General features: G+C 74.1%; 15 protein-coding genes and 1 pseudogene. 6 read left to right on the top strand and 10 right to left on the bottom strand.

The genetic code is table 11. The features are described 5' to 3' along the window. The 6 genes and pseudogenes from AB0B83_RS27860 to AB0B83_RS27835 form a co-directional block, all read right to left on the bottom strand. Positions 1-515, bottom strand: a pseudogene (locus tag AB0B83_RS27860) (hypothetical protein); the annotation flags it as partial. Between the two features lie 342 nt (positions 516-857). Next, the gene (locus AB0B83_RS27855; RefSeq protein WP_165947779.1) at positions 858-995 is read right to left on the bottom strand and encodes a hypothetical protein; all 138 of its coding nucleotides are present in this window, start codon (positions 993-995) and stop codon (positions 858-860) included. A 260-nt stretch (positions 996-1,255) separates the two neighbouring features. Beyond that, a complete protein-coding gene (locus AB0B83_RS27850; protein WP_357580648.1) occupies positions 1,256-2,704 on the bottom strand; it encodes a dihydrolipoamide acetyltransferase family protein in 1,449 nt (482 codons plus the stop codon). Positions 2,705-2,709: 5 nt separating this feature from the next. Beyond that, entirely contained in the window at positions 2,710-3,699 is a 990-nt protein-coding gene (locus AB0B83_RS27845) for an alpha-ketoacid dehydrogenase subunit beta (RefSeq protein ID WP_357580647.1), read from the bottom strand. Continuing rightward, positions 3,699-4,874, bottom strand: coding sequence for a pyruvate dehydrogenase (acetyl-transferring) E1 component subunit alpha (gene pdhA, locus AB0B83_RS27840; protein WP_357580646.1), 1,176 nt, complete (start codon positions 4,872-4,874; stop codon positions 3,699-3,701). Before pdhA ends, AB0B83_RS27845 begins: the two co-directional genes overlap by 1 nt. Positions 4,875-5,544: 670 nt before the next feature. After that, entirely contained in the window at positions 5,545-6,138 is a 594-nt protein-coding gene (locus AB0B83_RS27835; RefSeq protein ID WP_357580645.1) for a hypothetical protein, read from the bottom strand. 250 nt (positions 6,139-6,388) lie between these two features. Between AB0B83_RS27835 and AB0B83_RS27830 the strand changes: the two genes are divergently transcribed. Next, on the top strand, positions 6,389-6,940 hold the full coding sequence (locus tag AB0B83_RS27830) for a phosphatase PAP2 family protein (RefSeq protein ID WP_357580644.1): 552 nt from the start codon (positions 6,389-6,391) through the stop codon (positions 6,938-6,940). Between the two features lie 199 nt (positions 6,941-7,139). On the opposite strand, the gene AB0B83_RS27825 is transcribed toward AB0B83_RS27830, so the two are convergent. The 3 genes from AB0B83_RS27825 to AB0B83_RS27815 form a co-directional block, all read right to left on the bottom strand. Continuing rightward, entirely contained in the window at positions 7,140-8,360 is a 1,221-nt protein-coding gene (locus AB0B83_RS27825) for a hypothetical protein (RefSeq protein WP_357580643.1), read from the bottom strand. 114 nt (positions 8,361-8,474) lie between these two features. Beyond that, entirely contained in the window at positions 8,475-10,160 is a 1,686-nt protein-coding gene (locus AB0B83_RS27820) for a GTPase (protein WP_357580642.1), read from the bottom strand. Beyond that, positions 10,157-11,998 carry an ABC transporter gene (locus tag AB0B83_RS27815; RefSeq protein ID WP_357580641.1) on the bottom strand — a complete coding sequence of 614 codons (1,842 nt, stop codon included), beginning with the start codon at positions 11,996-11,998 and terminating at the stop codon, positions 10,157-10,159. Before AB0B83_RS27815 ends, AB0B83_RS27820 begins: the two co-directional genes overlap by 4 nt. Before the next feature lie 223 nt (positions 11,999-12,221). On the opposite strand from AB0B83_RS27815, the gene dnaK reads away from it, so the two are divergent. From dnaK to AB0B83_RS27790, 5 genes are all read left to right on the top strand, one after another. After that, positions 12,222-14,102, top strand: coding sequence for a molecular chaperone DnaK (gene dnaK, locus AB0B83_RS27810; RefSeq protein WP_151455880.1), 1,881 nt, complete (start codon positions 12,222-12,224; stop codon positions 14,100-14,102). Between the two features lie 47 nt (positions 14,103-14,149). Next, a complete protein-coding gene (grpE, locus tag AB0B83_RS27805) occupies positions 14,150-14,878 on the top strand; it encodes a nucleotide exchange factor GrpE (protein WP_357580640.1) in 729 nt (242 codons plus the stop codon). Positions 14,879-14,962: 84 nt separating this feature from the next. Next, positions 14,963-16,156: a molecular chaperone DnaJ gene (dnaJ, locus tag AB0B83_RS27800; RefSeq protein ID WP_357580639.1), complete on the top strand. Its 1,194-nt coding sequence runs from the start codon at positions 14,963-14,965 to the stop codon at positions 16,154-16,156. Positions 16,157-16,202: 46 nt separating this feature from the next. Continuing rightward, positions 16,203-16,643, top strand: coding sequence for a helix-turn-helix transcriptional regulator (locus tag AB0B83_RS27795; RefSeq protein ID WP_121399143.1), 441 nt, complete (start codon positions 16,203-16,205; stop codon positions 16,641-16,643). A gap of 525 nt (positions 16,644-17,168) precedes the next feature. Further along, on the top strand, positions 17,169-17,378 hold the full coding sequence (locus tag AB0B83_RS27790) for a hypothetical protein (protein ID WP_357580638.1): 210 nt from the start codon (positions 17,169-17,171) through the stop codon (positions 17,376-17,378). Between the two features lie 280 nt (positions 17,379-17,658). Here AB0B83_RS27790 and AB0B83_RS27785 read toward each other — a convergent pair whose 3' ends face one another. Further along, positions 17,659-18,090: a hypothetical protein gene (locus AB0B83_RS27785; RefSeq protein WP_357580637.1), complete on the bottom strand. Its 432-nt coding sequence runs from the start codon at positions 18,088-18,090 to the stop codon at positions 17,659-17,661. Positions 18,091-18,301 lie beyond the last annotated feature (211 nt).

Below are 18,301 nucleotides of genomic sequence, written 5' to 3'. Positions count from 1 at the left end.
GGGTGGGGGTGGGCCGGGGGGGCCCGGGGGGGGGGGGGGGGTGCGGCCGCCGGTGCGGGCTGCGGGACCCGGGCGGCGCCGCGGGCGGCGGGCTCGGGCTGCGCCCAGGCGGGGGACGCCTGCTCGCCGGATTCCCAGGCGGGCTGCTCCGGGGCGGCGTGTGGCGGCTGCGGAGCGGCGGCAGCCCAGGCCGGACCGGCCTGCTCCTGCGCGCCCGGCCATGGCGGCTGCGGCGACGCGCCGGACGGTCCCCACTGGCCGGACTGGGCCGGGTCGGTCTGCTGCGGCGCCTGGGCGGCCCACGCGGGGGCGGGCTGCTGCTCACCCTGCGCGCCCCAGGCGGGCGGGTTCGGTCGCTCCGACGGGGGCGGGGGTGCCCAGCCCAGATCGGGGGCGCCGGCGCCGTATCCGTTGTCCTGCTGTGCCGGGCGGTCGCCGTACGGCGCCGGTCCGCCGGCGCCCGGCGACACCTCGTCCGGCTGCTGGCCGGGGTGGTGCGTGCCCTCGGACGTCATGCGTGCGCCTCCTCCATCACCTGTCGGCCGCCACTGCCGATCGGTCTTCTCGGCAGGGTGGCCGGCGTCGCCGGTGTACCGGCCGTGCCGGCTCCCCGCACCGTATCCGGTGACCGCCCGAGGGCGACCGGGGAGCACGATCGTCACTCCCCGTGGCCGGATGGTGTCGAGCGGCTTCTATCGACTCGACTGCTCCGGGTCGGCGGGCGACGACCGAAGCCCACCGTACCGGGCGCTGAGGCGAGGTGGAATCCCGGTGTCAGCCGCTGCGAAACGCCGATGACCCGCCCGGGCGGACCGGGCGGGTCATCGATCTGGAGGAGGTGAGAAAGGTTCCGGGCGTCAGCTCATGTGACGCTGGGCGATGGCGAGGATCTCTTCGCGGACCGCGGGCGAGTTGGCGGAGCGCAGCGCGTGCTCGATGGCACGGGCGCGGCGGTTGGCGTCGCGGCGGTTGCGGATTCGCTCGATCATGCTCATGGGTCTCTCCTCCTGGCTATTCGGTTGTCAGCCCCTTGATGTCTTCCATTGAACACCAAGACGGGCGCAACTTCCATCGATTGTTAGGTGAGCTGGGACACGGGCCGAACAATCGAAGGTGAGAGGGGTCTGTGACCCACGCAATCCTCTGTCTCTGGAGGGCTGCCGATGCCGGGAGGTGCGCGCGCCACAAAAGGACACGGCCGGTGTGCCGGGCGTCAACCCGTCGCACACCGGCCGTTCGGCTGGCGTCAGGACCGTCAGGTCCAGGCGAGCAGCGCTGCCTCCGGGTCGGCCAGGAACTCCCCGATGTCGCGCAGGAACTTCGAGCCCAGTTCACCGTCGATGATCCGGTGGTCGAAGGAGAGGCCCAGCGTGGTGACCTGCCGCGGCCGGACCTTGCCCTTGTGGACCCAGGGCATCTCGCGGACCGCGCCGAAGGCCAGGATCGCCGACTCGCCCGGGGGCAGGATCGGCGTACCGGTGTCCACCCCGAACACGCCGACGTTGGTGATCGTCAGCGTGCCGCCGGACATGTCGGCCGGCGAGGTCTTCCCGGCCTTGGCCGTCTGCACCAGGCCGGTCATCGCGTCCGCCAGCTCGCGCAGCGAGAGCCGGCCGGCGTCCTTGATGTTCGGCACGATCAGCCCGCGCTCGGTGGCCGCCGCGATGCCCAGGTTGACGTAGTCCTTGACGACGATCTCGTCGCCGGCCCAGGTCGAGTTGACCATCGGGTGGCGCTTGACGGCCAGCAGCACCGCCTTGGCCACCAACAGCAGCGGCGAGACCCGCACGTCGCGCCACTCCCGCCGGTTGCGGAGCCGGTCCAGGGCCTTCATCGCCCGGGTCACGTCGACGGTGAGGAACTCCGTCACGTGCGGCGCGGTGAACGCCGAGCGGGACATGTTCTCGGCGGTGAGCTTGCGTACCCCCTTGACGGGGATGCGCTGCTCGCGGTCCGCACCGAAGCTCGCGACCGCCGTGGCCGGGGCCGACACCGCGAGCGGCTCGGCCGCCGCCGTGGCCCCGCTCGCCGCCCGCTGTACGTCCTCCCGGGTGATCGAGCCCAGCGGCCCCGACCCGGTCAGCGCGGACAGGTCGACGCCGAGATCCTTGGCGAGCTTCCGCACCGGCGGCTTGGCCAGCACGGGCCCGCCGGCCGGTCCGTGACCGTTCGACGGCGCAGTGGCCACCGGGGCCGGCTGCGTCGGTGCGACCGGCTGCGCGGCCTGGGCCGGCACCGGTGTGTCGCCCCTGCGCGGTCGGCGCTTGGCCGCCGTGGTGCGCGGGCCGTAGCCGACCAGCACGGCGGTACGGCCGCCCGGGGCGGGACCGCCGATCAGGCCCGGCTCGACCGCGCCCTCTGCCGGCGCCACCTGGACCGCGGCCAGCGACGCCGCCGACGGGGTGGGCAGGGCCGCGTCCGGGGCGCCGGTCGTCGACGCCTCGATCGGCCCGGCGCCCGGGTCGGTGTCGATCGCGATGATCGGCGTGCCGACCTCGACCGTGCTCCCCTCCGGGTGGAAGATCGACTGCACCTGGCCCGCCCACTTCGCCGGGATCTCGACGGCCGCCTTGGCCGTCTCCACCTCGACGATCGGCTGGTTCAGTTCGATGACGTCGCCGACCTTCACGAGCCACGCGAGGATCTCGCCCTCGGTCAGGCCCTCGCCCAGGTCGGGAAGGTTGAACTCCTTGATCCGCGACATGCCGCTCACCAGCCGAAGGTGCGGTCGACGGCGTCGAGCACCCGGTCGAGGTCGGGCAGGTACTCCTCCTCCACCCGGGCGGCCGGGTAGGGGGTGTCGAAGCCGGTCACCCGCAGCACCGGGGACTCCAGGGAGTAGAAGCACTCCTCGGTGATCCGGGCCGCGATCTCCGAGCCCAGGCCCAGGTTGCCCGGGGCCTCGTGCACGACCACGCAACGGCCGGTGCGCTTCACCGACTCGTACGCGGCGGTCAGGTCCAGCGGGGAGAGCGAGCGCAGGTCGATGACCTCCAGCTCCCGACCGTCCTCGGCGGCGGCGGTCGCCGCGTCCAGGCAGGTCCGCACCATCGGCCCGTACGCCAGCACCGTGGCGTCCGTGCCGGGCCGGACGACCCGGGACGAGTGCAGCGGGTACGCCCCCGACAGCGGGCCGTCCAGCTCGACCGGGCCCTTCTCCCAGTAGCGCCGCTTCGGCTCCAGGAAGACGATCGGGTCGTCCGAGGCGACGGCCTGCTGGATCATCGTGTACGCGTCCTGCGGGTTGGCGCAGGACACCACCTTCAGGCCGGCGGTGTGGGCGAAGTACGCCTCCGGTGACTCCGAGTGGTGCTCGACCGCGCCGATGCCGCCGCCGAACGGGATCCGGATGACCATCGGGATCCGCACCTTGCCCTGCGAGCGGTAGTGCATCTTCGCCACCTGCGACACGATCTGGTCGTACGCGGGGTAGACGAAGCCGTCGAACTGGATCTCGCAGACCGGCCGGAAGCCGCGGATGGCCAGGCCCACCGCGGTGCCGATGATGCCGGACTCGGCGAGCGGGGTGTCGATCACCCGCTGGTCGCCGAAGTCCTTCTGGAGGCCGTCGGTGATCCGGAAGACGCCGCCGAGCTTGCCGACGTCCTCGCCCATGATGACGACCTTCGGGTCGTTCTCCAGGGCCCTGCGCAGGCCGGTGTTGAGGGCCTTGCCGAGGGTGAGCGTCTCCGTGGCCATCAGTGGGCGCTCCCCTCGAACGACTCCATGTACTTCGTGAACTGCGCCCGCTGCTCGTCGAGCTCGGGGGACCCGTTGGGGTAGACGTGGTCGAACATCGTCACCGGCTCGGGGTTGGGCATGGCGAGCACCCGCTCACGCAGGTGCACCGACTCGGTGCGGGCCTGCTCGTCGACAGCCGTGAAGAAGTCCGCGTCGGCGATCTGCTGCTTCTCCAGGAACGCCTTCATCCGGGCGATCGGGTCCTTCGCCTGCCAGGCCTCGACCTCGCTGGCGATCCGGTAGCGGGTCGGGTCGTCGGAGGTGGTGTGCGCGCCCATCCGGTAGGTGTAGGCCTCGATCAGGCTGGGACCCTGGCCGAGCCGGGCGTTGTCCAGCGCGTGCCGGGTCACCGCGTACGACGCGAGCACGTCGTTGCCGTCCACCCGGACACCGGGGAAGCCGAAGCCGCCGGCCCGCTGGTAGAGCGGCACGCGGGTCTGGCGCTCCAGCGGCTCGGAGATGGCGTACTGGTTGTTCTGGCAGAAGAACACCAGCGGGGCGTTGAAGACGCTGGCCCAGACGAACGCCTCGTTGACGTCGCCCTGGCTGGTGGCGCCGTCACCGAAGTAGGCGATCACCGCCTCGCCGTCCTCGGTGCCGGTCTTGCCGTCCATGTGGACGCCCATGGCGTAGCCGGTCGCGTGCAGGGTCTGCGCCCCGATCACGATCGTGTACATGTTGAACTTGAACTCGTTCGGGTCCCAGCCGCCCTGGTCGACGCCCCGGAACAGGCCGAGCGGCATGATCGGGTCGATGCCCCGGCAGTAGAGGACGCCGTGCTCCCGGTAGGTCGGGAAGGCCATGTCCTGCGTACGCAGCGCGCGTCCCGAGCCCACCTGCGCGGCCTCCTGGCCCAGCAGGCTGGCCCACAGGCCCAGCTCGCCCTGGCGCTGCAACGCGGTGGCCTCGGCGTCGAGCTTGCGGACCAGCACGAGGTCGCGGTAGAGCCCGCGGTACTCCTCGTCGGTGAAGTCGACGCGGTACTCGGTCCCGTCCGGGCCGGTCGCGCTCTCGATCCGCTCACCCTCCGGGGTGAGCAGCTGCACCAGCTGCGGGTCGCCGGTCGCACCCTTCTTGGACCGGGGTGCGGCCCGTCGGCCGCGACTGGAGACCCCGGGGTCGCCCTTTGCCATCCGTCTCTCCCTGTCTGTCTGCGTCGGCACCGGGGGGTCACCCGGCCGCGCAACTCGTGCGCCTGCCCGGCTGGTGCCGGACGGGTTCCTGGCGGCCGCGCCTAGCCCCGGTGGGGGTTGCCGCGCGGCGTGAGCCGGATTCTGGCCGAACCCGGATCGGGAGCGCCGGCGCCCAGCCGCGCCTGCCGCGAGGGTGCGCGGAGGTCGTGGCTGCGTTGCCGTCGTGGTCCATATTCGCATCACACGTGAGCGCGCCCACAGTGCGCCTGTCCCGGCCGATCGCGGTGGCCCGCTTCGTCGCACGGCGCCCCCGGTGTCCGTTGCATCGACGCGCGGCCGATCCGGCGATGGTTCGTCACCGTTCGGCCAGATACGCGTGTCGACACGCTGTGCAGGGTTGGCCGACCGACCGTCACTGGTCCAGGCTGATTGGCGCGGGATCGTCCGCGTCGGGGCGGTTTGCCGCTTCCTCGTGTCCGGGCGGTGCCCCGGGCGCTCGGGCCGGTCGCCGTACCGGCCCGTCCACCGTCGGAGTCGACGAAAAGGGGTGTGTGGTGTCCGAGCCAGGCCCAGATCCCACCGTTCCCCTCCTCGGCCGGCACCGGGCCGGCGGCTACCGCCGGCTGGTCGGCGCGCACCGGGCCCCCGGCTCGGGCGGGCCGTCCCGGGGCTACCTGTTCACGGTGGCACTGCTCGCCGGCACCGCGTCGATGCCGATCCTCGCCGCGATCAGCACCAGCTCCGCCACCGTCGGCAGCACGGCCCTGCCGGACGGCAGCACCCCGTTCCTCCCGACGCCCTCGGTCGGCCCCGTGGTGATCCCGGTGCCGGCGACGGGCCGCCCCCCGGTAGCCTCGTCGACCCCGTCCCCCGCCGTGGCCGACCCGGGCGACTGGCGGACCGTCGTGCCCTTCCCGCGTACGCCGATCGTCGCGGCGCCCGCCCCGCCGCCGCCGCTCCGCCCGGCGGCGCGTCCGAAGCCCCCGTCCCGGCCCGGCGGCCGGCCGGTACCGCCGCCCTCGTCCCCGAAGCCCTCGGCACCCCCGTCCCCGAGGCCTCCGGCGTCCCCGAGCCCGTCGCCGAAGCCCTCGCCGAGCCCCAGCCCGAGCCCGGCACCCACGCCGACCGGCGAGCCGACGTCGGCGGAGCCGACGAGCACCCTCTCGCTACCACCGCCTGAGCCCACGGCGTCCCCGGCGCCCAGCGCGTCCCCGGCACCCGACGATCCGACCGCCAGCGCGACCGTCGACCCCGGCCCGACCACCGGCGATCCCGGCGGGACCAGGCACCGGGACGGCCGGCCGCGGGTACGGTGACGGTCGACGGCAGGTGATCCACGGCGGGGCCCCGGCCCGGTCGGAGCGCCGGGGTACGGACGGGAACGGTTCCGGGCGGCGGCCCGGGGCGGACGCAGAGGCGGGGCGCTGAGCGGGACGGGCGGTTCGGACGCGGAATCCCACAGCCGTCCGGCCGCCCCGCCACCACCCGGCCGGACCCTCCGGCTCGCCCGGTTCGTGACCGAGCTGACCGCGCCCGCCGTGCTGGTCTCGGCGCTGACGCTGGCGGTCGGCTGGCACAGCGCCCAGGGCGCGCACGGGCTGGCCTGGGGACTGCTGGCCACGCTCTTCGTCAGCGGGATCCCGTTCGCGTACATCCTCGGCGGGGTGCGTCGCGGCCGGCTGACCGACCATCACGTGGGGATCCGCGAGCAGCGCCGCGTCCCGCTGCTGTTCGGGCTCTGCTCGGTCGCCGCCGGGCTGGCCCTGCTCGCCGTGCTCGGCGCGCCGCGACCGGTGCTGGCCCTGGCCGCCGCCGGGCTCGTCGGCCTGGTGGTCGCCGTGACGGTGAGCCACTGGTGGAAGATGTCGATCCACTCGGCGGTGGCCGCCGGCACGGTGGTCGTGCTGGTGCTCACGTTCGGGGCCGGGTTGCTGGCGACGGCGCCACTGCTCGTGCTGGTCGGTTGGTCCCGGGTCCGCCTGCGCGACCACACCGTGCCCCAGGTGGTCGCGGGCCTCGCCCTGGGCGCCCTGGTGGCGGCCCTCTTCTTCGCCCCCCTCCGCTGACCCACCCCACCCCCCCCACCCCCTCCGGCGCCGCGCGGACGGACGACGCCCCGGCGCTCACGTGCGCCCCCGGCCAAGGCCGTCGATCATGCAGTTGTGGTGCCCCACAAAAGCCGCGTAATGCTGCTTTCCGCCCACCACAACTGCATGATCGACGCGCGCGGGGGAGGGAGGGCGGGTGGGGTGGGTGCGGGTGGCGTTAGGCGGGGTCGTCCGTGAGGCGGTGGCGGTTGGCCTCGATCCAGGCGTCGAGGGCGGCCGGGTCGTCGGGGTCGACGCCGTCGGCCATCAGCTGCGCGACGGCGGCCGTGGCGGGGCTGCGGCGTTCGCCCGTGCTGTAGAGGCGGGCGAACTCCGGCACCATCTCCTCGACGGCCGTGTCGATCTGCGTCGCCGCCTGCTCGGGCAGCCCGCGCTTACGGGCGGCGTAGCCGGCCCAGGCGCGCAGCACCCGGGGCAGCAGCGCGGCGTCGTCCATGTCCAGCACCGCGCGCCGGTGCACCCAGTCCAGCAGGAACAGCCCGGCCACGGTGGGGCTCCACCGCAGCGGGTCGGCGTCCGGGAAGCTGGCCGCGTGGTCCAGCAGCAGGCTGAGGCAGAAGTGCAGCGAGGCCAGCTCCGCCCCGTCGATGGTGTCCAGGCCGAAGCGGGCCGCCTCGGGCGAGGCGAGGAACCGGCGGACCAGGTCCGTACGCTCGGCGGCGGAGAGCGGCTCGGTGGGCGCGGGGGCCGCCCCGGCCGCCTGCGGCAGCCGTGCCAGCCGGGCGCCGAGCAGGGCGCGGTCGGTGGCGAGCGAGCCCTCCCCGGGCAACTCGGTCAGGCCGTCGGTGATCGCGAGATGGCGGGTCACCTCGGCGCGCATCCGGGCCGGCTCCTCGTCGCGGAACCAGGTCAGCTCGTCCCCGGCGCACATCTGCCGGACCTGGTCGAGGATGCGGTCGGGCGGCCCGCCGACGAAGACGTCCTTGGTGATGCCGATGTTGTGGTCGAGCAGCGTCACCACGGCGTGCGCCGGACCGCCCGCCGGGTCGTCGTAGGCGAAGGTCGCCAGGTAGGAGGTCTGGTCGCCGTACACGTCGCCGTAGGACCAGCAGCCGGTCAGGTGCACGCGGCCGAGGTGGCCGGCCCAGGCGGGGGTGGCGGCGCCCGGACGGACCCGGTCGGTGCCCTCGGCGTCGGGCACCAGCGCGGCGAAGACGGAACGGATGGTGGTCGCCGCGGCCGAGCGGCGGCGGGAGGTGGCGGCCAGGAAGCCGGCCACGAAGTCCCGGACGGCGGCGTCACGTTCGGTCTCCGCGACCGAGTAGACGCTGCCGAGCAGGGCCGCGCCGAGCATCTCCGCGTCGAGGGCGTTGTCCAGCTTGGCCACGTCGCGGGCGGCGTGCAGCACCGCGTCGTACGGGGTCTGAGGCGTTCCCATCCACCGACCCTACGCCGCCGCCCGCCCCGGAACGGTACGAGCGACCCGAGCGTCCGGCCCGCGTCGCGCCGCCACGCCGCCGACCTGCGGTTGTCGTGGGACGGGACTTTCGGCTCAGCGGCCGGCGGCCTCCCCCAGGGCCGTACGGGCCTCGGCGTAGGAGGCGAGCACCGTCCGCACGGGGGCCAGCACGTGCTCCTCGCCGACCGTCGCCACCGCGTCCGTGAGGCGCCGCTCGGCCCGGCGACGGGCGCGGCGGGCCGCCCAGCGGACGATCGGCCTGGTCAGGGCGGCCACCAGCAGCCCGGCGAGCAGGCCGCCGAGGAGCAGCAGGGTGGGCAGCGGCACCTCGCCGACCATCGGGTGCTCCAGCGCCGGCAGGCCCAGCGCGCGCAGCGCGTAGCCGAGCGCCAGCCAGCCCAGCCCGGCCAGCGCGGCCAGCGTCACCAGCCACTGGAGGCCGCCGACGAACCGCCACCAGAGCGGTCGCCGGTCCATGCCCAGGTCCGTGCCGGCCACCGCGCGGTCCAGCGCGTCCGGCAGGTCGGCGAGGCGGGAGCGGGCGGCGGCGGTCACCGCGGCCGGCCAGGCGGCGGGCAGGTCCGCCCCGGTCCGGTCGGCCACCGACCGGATCGCCAGCCCGAGCGCCGCGCGCTGCGCTGCGGTGGGGTCGGGCACCGAGGTCGCGGCCACGAGGCTCTCCGCCGGTTCGTCGCGGCCGGCGGCCGGGCCGGGCAGGTGCAGCCGGCGTAGCGGGTCGGGCCGCAGCCGCCGCCAGCCCCGGACCAACGGCCAGCCGGTGGTGGCGGCGCCCCGGTGCCGGTACGCCTGCTCGACCGCCTCGGCGACCGCCGGCACCCCGGCCGCGCCGGCGAGCGCCCGGTGCAGCCCGCTGACAGCGGCGTCGTCGGGTCCACCGGCCGGCGAGGCACCGCCGACCAGCTCTTCGAGCCCGGCCACCACCGCGTCCACGTCGCCCTGGAGCCGCCGCAGTGCGGCCTGCCGCTCGGCCACCGTGCGTTCCAGCGCCTCCCGCAGCCCGACCATGCCCGCCGGGTCGACGGCGGTGGTCGCCAGCAGCGGTACGCCGTCCAGGCCATCGGAGTCGAGCAGCCGGCGCAGGTCGGCCAGCACCCGGGGCAGCTCGGCCGGTGGCAGTCGGTCGGCCTGGTTGAGCACGACCAGGGTGACGTCCCGGTGCCGGTGGAACTCGCGCAGGTAGTTGGTGTGGATGACGCGGTCGGCGTACTTCTGCGGGTCGACCACCCACACCACGAGGTCGACCAGGCCGAGCAGCCGGTCCACCTCCAGCCGGTGCGACCGCTGCACCGAGTCGAAGTCGGGCAGGTCGAGCAGGATCAGCCCGTGCAGGGCGGACTCGTCGTCGCCGTCCAGCACGCTCTCCCGGACGAACCGGTGCCGGGGCAGCACGCCCACCCAGTCGAGCAGGCGGTTGCCGCCGTCGAGCGGCCCCCAGACGCAGGCGTGCGCGACGCCGGTGGTGGGACGGCGCACGCCGACCGTGGAGAGTTCCATCCGGGCGAGCGCGTTGAACAGGCTGGACTTGCCGCTGCCGGTCGCACCGGCCAGGGCCACCACGGTGTGGTCGCGGGAGAGCGCCAGCCGGGTGCCGGCCCGCTCGACGAGGGTGTGCGCCGACACGAGCCGCGCGTCCGGCAGGTGGCCGTCGACGACGGTGAGGAACCGGCGTACGGCGTCGAGGCGGGCGACGAGCGCGTCGGCGTCCACCCGCTGGTCACCGCGGAACGCCTCGCGCATCCGCCCGACGATGTTGGTCATGACCCTCCGTCCCCGGTACCGGGCGGGCCCGCGACGGCCGCGCCGGAGAGGTCGCTGCGGTTGCGGGCGATCTCCACCCGGTTGGCGGCGCCGCGCAGGGCCGCCGCGGTGTCCGCGGCGGGCCGCGCCTGCGCCGTCCGGTCCAGGTAGCGGGCGGCCTCGTCGTCGAGCAGGGCCCGCACCCGGTCCAGCAGGTCGGCCCGGGCCTTGGCGGCCAGCGTACGCACGGCCTGGTCGCCGAAGATCGCCTGGAGCACGGTCTGCGCGGCGACGGTCGTGCCGGCCCCGGTGGCCACCTCCAGCCCGGTGGGGATGAACGCCGTCGAGGCGAACACCGCGATCATGACGGCGAGCCCGGTGGCGTTCACCGCGTACGCGGCCGTACGGGCCACGAAGCGGCGGTCGCCGCCCTCGGCGCGGACCAGCTCCAGCACGCCCCGCTGCCACTCCCGCACCAGCCGCTCGGCCCGTTCGGGCAGGTCGGCGGAGGAGTGGGCCAGCTCCGGTTCGAGCAGCGCCGCCCCGGCGGGATGCGCCTTCCACCCGGTGTACGCGTTCTCGGCCGCCTCGGCGGCGACGCCCCGCAGCAGGGTCACCAGCTGGGACTCGATCGCGTCCCGCAGCTCGGACGCGGGCGCGGGCCGGCCGGTGACCGCCGCCACCACCCGGTCGCGGAGCCGCCCGATGCGGGCCTCCATGGTGCGGAAGAACTCGCCGGTGCCGACGAACTCCTGCCAGCGGGCCAGCACCTCGCCGCGGAGCAGCCGGCCGTCCTTCAGCCCCTGCCCGACGGTCCGGTACGCCCCCCGGTACGCGGCCAGCACCCGCTCGTCGAGCGCGTCGGCGGCGGTGACCTGCTCCTCGGCGGCGTCGGCGAGCCCCTCGACCGCCGGGTGCAGCGCGGCGAGCGCGCCGTCCAGAGTCTGCCGGACCACGGCGGCGCGGGCGTCGGCGTCGGCGGCCAGCCGGGCGAACCAGGCGGCGAGCGGCGCGGTGACCCGCTCGGGCAGCAGGCCCTGCCCGTCGACCCAGGTCTCCGGCAGCACGAAGAGCGGGGCTGCCCCCAGCTCCTGCGCGGCGAGCATCTCCGACAGGTGGGCGGCGATCTCGTCGGCCGCCTCCGGAGGCACCCGGTCCAGCACCATGGCGATGACCGCGCCCCGGGCCCGGGCACTGCGCAGCAGTTCCCAGGGGACGGCGTCGGCGTAGCGGGCGGCGGTGGTGACGAAGAGCCAGAGGTCGGCGGCGGCCAGGAGCTGACCGGCCAGGGCCCGGTTGGCGTCGACGACCGAGTCGATGTCGGGGGCGTCGAGGAAGGCCAGCCCGGCGGGCAGGGCCGGGGCGGTCACCAGTTGCAGGGTGCGCGGGTCCTCGCTGGGCTCGGTGGTGCGGGTGAGGCCGGGCAGCAGCTCGCCCTGGCGGAACCAGCCCGAGTCGGCCGGGTTGCAGACCAGCACCGGGGAGCGGGTGGTCGGCCGGAGCACCCCGGCGGCGCTCACCCGCGCCTGCACCAGGCTGTTGACAAGCGTGGACTTGCCCGCGCCGGTGGACCCGCCGACCACCACGAGCAGCGGCGCGTCGAGCCGGCGCAGCCGGGGCAGCAGGTAGTCGTCGAGCTGGTCGGTGAGGCTCCCGCCGGCGCGCCGGGCAGGCTCGGCGGAGGGCAGCGCGAGCGGGAACCGGGCCGCCCCGATCGCGGCGCGCAGGCCGGCCAGAGTGGCGGGCAGGCTGTCGTCCCCGGTGGTGGCGGGCCGGTCCTCCCCGGCGTCCGTGGGGCCGGTGCGGGCTGCGACGGTGGGCGTGCCGGCCGGGGTGGCGGGATCGCCGTGCGTCGTCACCGCTAAAGCGTGCCCGACCGACGCAAGGGAAGACAACCGATCGGTACGAACCTGGGGTTGCGTCGGGTCGGCTCAACCCCGACTTGACGATTTCGCGGGGCGTGGCACTATTGAGTCAAGTTCACTCAACTTGTGGTGGGGTCGCTGCGGGCGACGCCCGCCGGGCAGCTCGACGGGCGTCGCCCGTCACCTGCCCACGACGTGATGAAGCGAGGAAGCGAAGATGGCACGTGCGGTCGGTATCGACCTGGGCACGACGAACTCCTGCGTCAGCGTTCTGGAGGGCGGTGAGCCCACCGTCATCGCCAACGCTGAAGGCTCGCGGACGACCCCGTCGATCGTCGCGTTCGCCCGCAACGGCGAGGTGCTCGTCGGTGAGGTCGCCAAGCGCCAGGCGGTGACGAACCCGGACCGGACCATCCGCTCGGTCAAGCGGGAGATCGGCACCAACTGGTCCGTCGACATCGACGGCAAGAAGTACACCCCGCAGGAGATCTCGGCCCGCACGCTGATGAAGCTCAAGCGGGACGCCGAGGCGTACCTGGGCGAGCAGATCACCGACGCGGTGATCACCGTCCCGGCCTACTTCAACGACGGCCAGCGCCAGTCCACCAAGGAGGCCGGCGAGATCGCCGGCTTCAACGTGCTGCGGATCGTGAACGAGCCGACCGCGGCGGCCCTGGCGTACGGGCTGGACAAGGGCTCCAAGGAGCAGACCGTCCTGGTGTTCGACCTCGGCGGCGGCACCTTCGACGTGTCGCTGCTGGAGCTGGCCGAGGGCGTCGTCGAGGTCAAGTCGACAAGCGGTGACAACAACCTCGGTGGCGACGACTGGGACCAGCGGATCATCGACCACCTGGTGAAGACCTTCCGCGGCGAGCACGGCATCGACCTGGGCCAGGACAAGATGGCCCTCCAGCGGCTCCGCGAGGCGGCCGAGAAGGCCAAGATCGAGCTGTCCGCCGCCACCACCACCAACATCAACCTGCCGTACATCACGGCCGGCGCGGCGGGCCCGCTGCACCTGGACGTGACCCTCAGCCGGGCCGAGTTCCAGCGGATGACGCAGGACCTGCTGGACCGCTGCAAGGGCCCGTTCGAGCAGGCCGTGAAGGACGCCGGCATCAAGGTCTCCGACGTCGAGCACGTCATCATGGTCGGCGGCTCGACCCGGATGCCGGCCGTGACCGACCTGGTCAAGCAGCTCACCGGCAAGGAGCCCAACAAGGGCGTCAACCCGGACGAGGTCGTCGCCGTCGGCGCCGCCCTCCAGGCCGGCGTGCTCAAGGGCGAGGTCAAGGACGTCCTGCTGCTCGACGTGACCCCGCTGAGCCTGGGCATCGAGACCAAGGGCGGCATCTTCACCAAGCTGATCGAGCGCAACACCACCATCCCGACCAAGCGCTCCGAGGTCTTCACCACGGCGGACGACAACCAGCCGTCGGTGCTGATCCAGGTGTTCCAGGGCGAGCGGGAGATCGCGGCCTACAACAAGAAGCTCGGCACCTTCGAGCTGACCGGCCTCCCGCCGGCGCCGCGCGGCGTGCCGCAGATCGAGGTCACCTTCGACATCGACGCCAACGGCATCGTCAACGTCCACGCCAAGGACCTCGGCACCGGCAAGGAACAGAAGATGACGATCACCGGCGGCTCCTCGCTGCCGAAGGACGACATCGAGCGCATGCGTCGCGACGCCGAGGAGCACGCCGAGGACGACAAGCGTCGCCGCGAGGAGGCCGAGACCCGCAACCTGGCCGAGGCGCTCCAGTGGCAGACCGAGAAGTTCCTGGCCGAGAGCGGCGACAAGCTGCCGGCGGAGTCCCGTGACAAGATCAACGAGGCGCTCGGCGAGCTGCGCGGCGCGCTCGGCGGCCAGGACATCGAGAAGATCAAGTCGGCCCACGAGCGGCTGGCGCAGGTCTCCCAGGAGGCCGGCTCGCTGCTCTACGCCCAGCAGGGCGAGCAGCCGGGCGAGGCCGGTCCGGGCGCGGCGGGTGCCGCGGGCGCCGGGGCGACCGGCGGTACGCAGGCCGGCGGGCCCGCCGGCGGCGCGGACGACGTGGTCGACGCGGAGATCGTGGACGAGGACAAGGACAAGAAGTGACGGTTCGTCCCGGACACGGAACCACGGCAGAGGGATGAGGTAGCCCCATGACGGAGAAGCCACGAGCCGCCGACCCGGGTGCGACCGGGTCGACGCCGGGTGGCTCCGCGCCCGCCGAGCAGGCCGGCGACGGGCCGCGGGTCGTCATCCGTGACAACCGCAAGATCAGCGAGACGTCCGAGCCGGCTGCCGCCGACGCCGGCTCGGACGCCCCGGCCGAGGGTCTGGTCGAGGAGTCCGAGGTCGTCGTCGACGAGATCGAGGTCGAGGCGACCGAGGTGAGCGGCCCGCCGGTGGTGGACGCCCCGGCCCAGCCGGTCGACGGCGGCCCGAGCGGGCTCGGCGCCGAACTCGAGGCGCTGCGCAAGGACCTCGACGAGCGGACCCGGGACCTCCAGCGGGTGACGGCGGAGTACGCCAACTACCGCAAGCGGGTGGACCGGGACAAGGGTCTGGTCACCGAGCAGGCGACCGGCGCGGTGCTCGCCGCGCTGCTGCCGATCCTCGACGACCTGGACCGGGCCCGCGAGCACGGCGACCTCGTCGGGCCGTTCGGCAGCGTGGCCGACCAGCTCGTCGCGGCGCTTGGCAAGTTCGGGCTGACCCCGTTCGGCGAGCAGGGCGACCCGTTCGACCCGACCCGGCACGAGGCGGTCGCCCACCAGACCTCGGCCGACGTCACCGAGCCCACCTGCGTACAGGTGATGCGTCGGGGCTACCAGGTCGGTGAGCGGCTGTTGCGGCCCGCGATGGTCGCAGTCGCCGACCCGGAGTAGTGCGGAACGACGACCGGACCGTCCCGCCCGCCCGCAGAGGGCCGGCGGGACGGTCGGTCCCCAGCTAGGGAAGGGGGTGGACCGGTGAGTTCCAAGGACTGGATCGAGAAGGACTTCTACGCCGTGCTGGGCGTGGACAAGGCCGCCACCGCCGACGACGTCAAGAAGGCGTACCGGAAACTGGCCCGGGATTCGCACCCGGACCACAACCCCGGCGACCCGAAGGCCGAGGAGCGTTTCAAGGCCGCCTCCGAGGCGTACGCCGTCCTCGGCGACGACGCCAAGCGGCGGGAGTACGACGAGCTGCGGTCGCTGTTCGGCTCGGGGGCGTTCCGGCGCGGGGCCCGTGGCGCCGGCCAGCCCGGCGGCGTGCCGTTCGACGTCTCCGACCTGTTCGGGGGCGCCGCGGGCGGGGGCGGTGACCGCCGCTTCGGCGGGGCCGGCTTCCAGGACCTGTTCAGTTCGATCTTCTCGGGCGGTGCCGGCGGTCCCGCCGGCGGGGCGGCGGCCCGTGGCCCGGCCCGGGGGCGGGACGTCGAGGCCGAGGTGGCCCTCGACTTCGACGACGCCGTACGCGGGGTGACGCTCCCGCTCACGCTGCGCGCCCCCGGGGTGTGCGACACCTGCCACGGCAACGGGGCCAAGCCCGGCACCCAGCCGCGCACCTGCCCGGTGTGCCACGGGGCCGGGGTGACCAACCGCAACCAGGGGTCGTTCAGCTTCTCCGAGCCGTGCCGCAACTGCCAGGGCGTGGGCACCGTCGTGGACGAGAAGTGCCCCGAGTGCCAGGGCACCGGCGGGGTCACCAAGACCCGCACGCTGAACGTCCGCTTCCCGGCCGGCGTGGCGGACGGTCAGAAGATCCGGCTGGCCGGGCGGGGCGAGCCCGGCGCGCGAGGTGGCCCGGCGGGCGACCTCTTCGTGCACGTCAAGGTGCGGCCGGACGAACTGTTCGGGCGTACCGGCGACGACCTCACGCTGACGGTGCCGGTCACGTTCGCGGAGGCCGTGCTCGGCACGGACCTGCGGGTGCCCACCCTCGACGGCACGGTGACCCTGCGGGTGCCACCGGGCACGCCGAGCGGCCGGATCCTGCGAGCGCGGGGCAAGGGGGTGGTCCGCCGTGACGGTCAGGCGGGCGACCTGCTGGTGACCCTGGACGTGGTGGTACCCGCGAAGGTGTCCGACGAGGCGCGAGCGGCGTTGGAGGACTTCGCCGCGCAGACCCCGCCGGCCGCCCGGGAACATCTCGAGGCGCGGGTACGTCGATTCAGTTGACCCGGTGTTCAGTCGGCTCGGTGGAGTGCACGCGGAGGTGAGCGGGATGTCGGACGAGTTCGTCGGCTCGGGTGACCCTGCCTACGAGGCCAAGGTGCTGATGATCTCGGTGGCGGCGCGGATGGCGGGGATGCACCCGCAGACCCTGCGCCAGTACGACCGGTTGGGCCTGGTCCAGCCGGGACGTGCCGCCGGCGGCGGGCGCCGCTACAGCGTCCGCGACGTGGTGCTGCTGCGCGAGGTGCAGCGGCTCAGCCAGGACGACGGGATCAACCTGGCCGGGGTAAAGCGGATCATCGGGCTGGAGCGGCTGCTGGAGCAGGCGCAGCAGCGGGTGGCCCGGCTGGAGGCGGAGCTGGACGCCGCGTACCGGCGGATCGCCGAACTGGAGGCGCTGGCCCGCTTCCCGGGCAGCGACCTCGTGCCGACCAACCGCACCTCCACCGCGCTGGTGGTCTGGCGTCCCCGCCGGGGCCCCGAGCGCTGACGACACCTCGCGCGCCCGGCCGCTCTCCCGCGGCCGGGCGCGGTCGTCTTTCCGCTCCCCGGCCGGTGGCCCTCGGCGGGCCAGGTGCGGTCGTCCTTCCGTTCGCGCTCGACTGCCCGGCGGCGGGCGTGGTCGCCACTGCCGGTCCGCCGCGCCCGAACGTGGCCATCCTTCCGGCCCTGGCCCCGGGCGTGCCGCCGTCGGTCGCTGCCGCTGTCGGCCTAGCCGTCCGCGTCGCCGCTGCCGCTGTCGGCCTAGCCGTCCGCGTCGCCGCTGCCGCTGTCGGCCTAGCCGTCCGCGTCGCCGACGGAGCAGGCCTTTCCGGTGCGTCACGTCCGCCGTGTCGCCGAACACCGCTCCGCCTGAGCCACGAGTGGAACACCACGGGTGTCTCCGCCCCCGGATGACACCCGTGGTGTTCCACTCGTCGCGGTTGCCGGTTTGCCGGCGGGGGAGGCACCGGATCCGCTAATCTGCGAATCAGGTCCAACCCGCTTAATCCGGACTCCAATGGCAGGGGGAGCCATGACGGAAGCCGCGAGGAAGGTTGCCCAGCAGGCGGAGGAACGGCTCGAAGAGGTGGCGAAGAACGTCCGGGAGAGATTCGACCGGGTCACCGAGGGCCGCTTCACCGACAAGGTCAAGAACGGCGCGTTCGCCGACCGGGCCGACCACGGTACCGAGCAGGGACGCGACGAGGCGAGACGCCGCGAAAAGGGCGGATCGGAGCACTGACGTTCCGCCGACGTGCGGGCCGGGACCCACGGGGGGCCCCGGCCCGTTCGTCGTCGGGGCTGCGGGCCGGGACGTTCGTGCGGGGTCCCGGCCGTTCGTCGTCAAGGCGCGGACCGGGATGCCCGTGCAGGGACCCGGCCGTTCGTCGTCGGGGGCGCGGGCCGGGACGCTCGTGGGCTCCGTGCGGGGGCTGCGGCCCGTTCGTCGTCGGGGTGTGGGCCGGGACGTTCGTGCGGAGCTCCGGCCCGTTCGTCGTCGGAGAGTGCCTGCGTTGCTCAGCTCAGGCGATGCGGCGGTTCTCCCGGACCAGGCCGCCCTCGCACCAGTCCCGGTAGACGAAGAGTTCCGGGCGGGCCAGCAGCACCCGGCTGTTGTACGCCCAGGTGCGCATCAGGTCGTCGCCGTCGCGCTCGGCCTGCTCCACGAGCTTGCGGAAGCGCCGCTTCGGGTGGGCGCGGAAGTTGGTCCGGATGCCGTCGGCGGCGTAGATGTAGAGGCAGTGCAGCGCGAAGCGGCGTGCCGGGCAGGCCGGGTCCATCGCCAGGCCGAAGAGCACCGCCACCAACCGGTCGCCGGAGACCAGCAGGTCCCAGTCCGGCGGCATCGAGGCCAGCGGTACGGAATCCGGCTGGTAGGCCCACGCCCGCAACTCGGCGGGGGTCGGGTCGACGGGGTTGGCGAAGCCGTGGAACGTCGACTCCTGCACGCTCACCGGCCAACCTTCCGCTCTGAGCCCGCGCCGACGTCGGCCATCCGCGAGCTCTGGCTGCTGGGGCGAAACGGTAACCCGGAGCGCTGATCGGCGGTAGACCCCGTGCGGAGCAATTCGGCATCCGTTGGCCGAGGGCCGACCCGACCGTACGGTCGATGCGGCCCACGGCCCACGTCGATCAGTCCCCCACCGGTGCCCGCAGGGCCCGTTG

The sequence above is a fragment of the Micromonospora sp. NPDC049060 genome (assembly GCF_040649055.1).
Lineage (GTDB): Bacteria > Actinomycetota > Actinomycetes > Mycobacteriales > Micromonosporaceae > Micromonospora > Micromonospora reichwaldensis.
The sequence above is the reverse complement of the archived record's forward strand: the minus strand, read 5'-3'. Positions and strand labels throughout refer to the sequence as shown.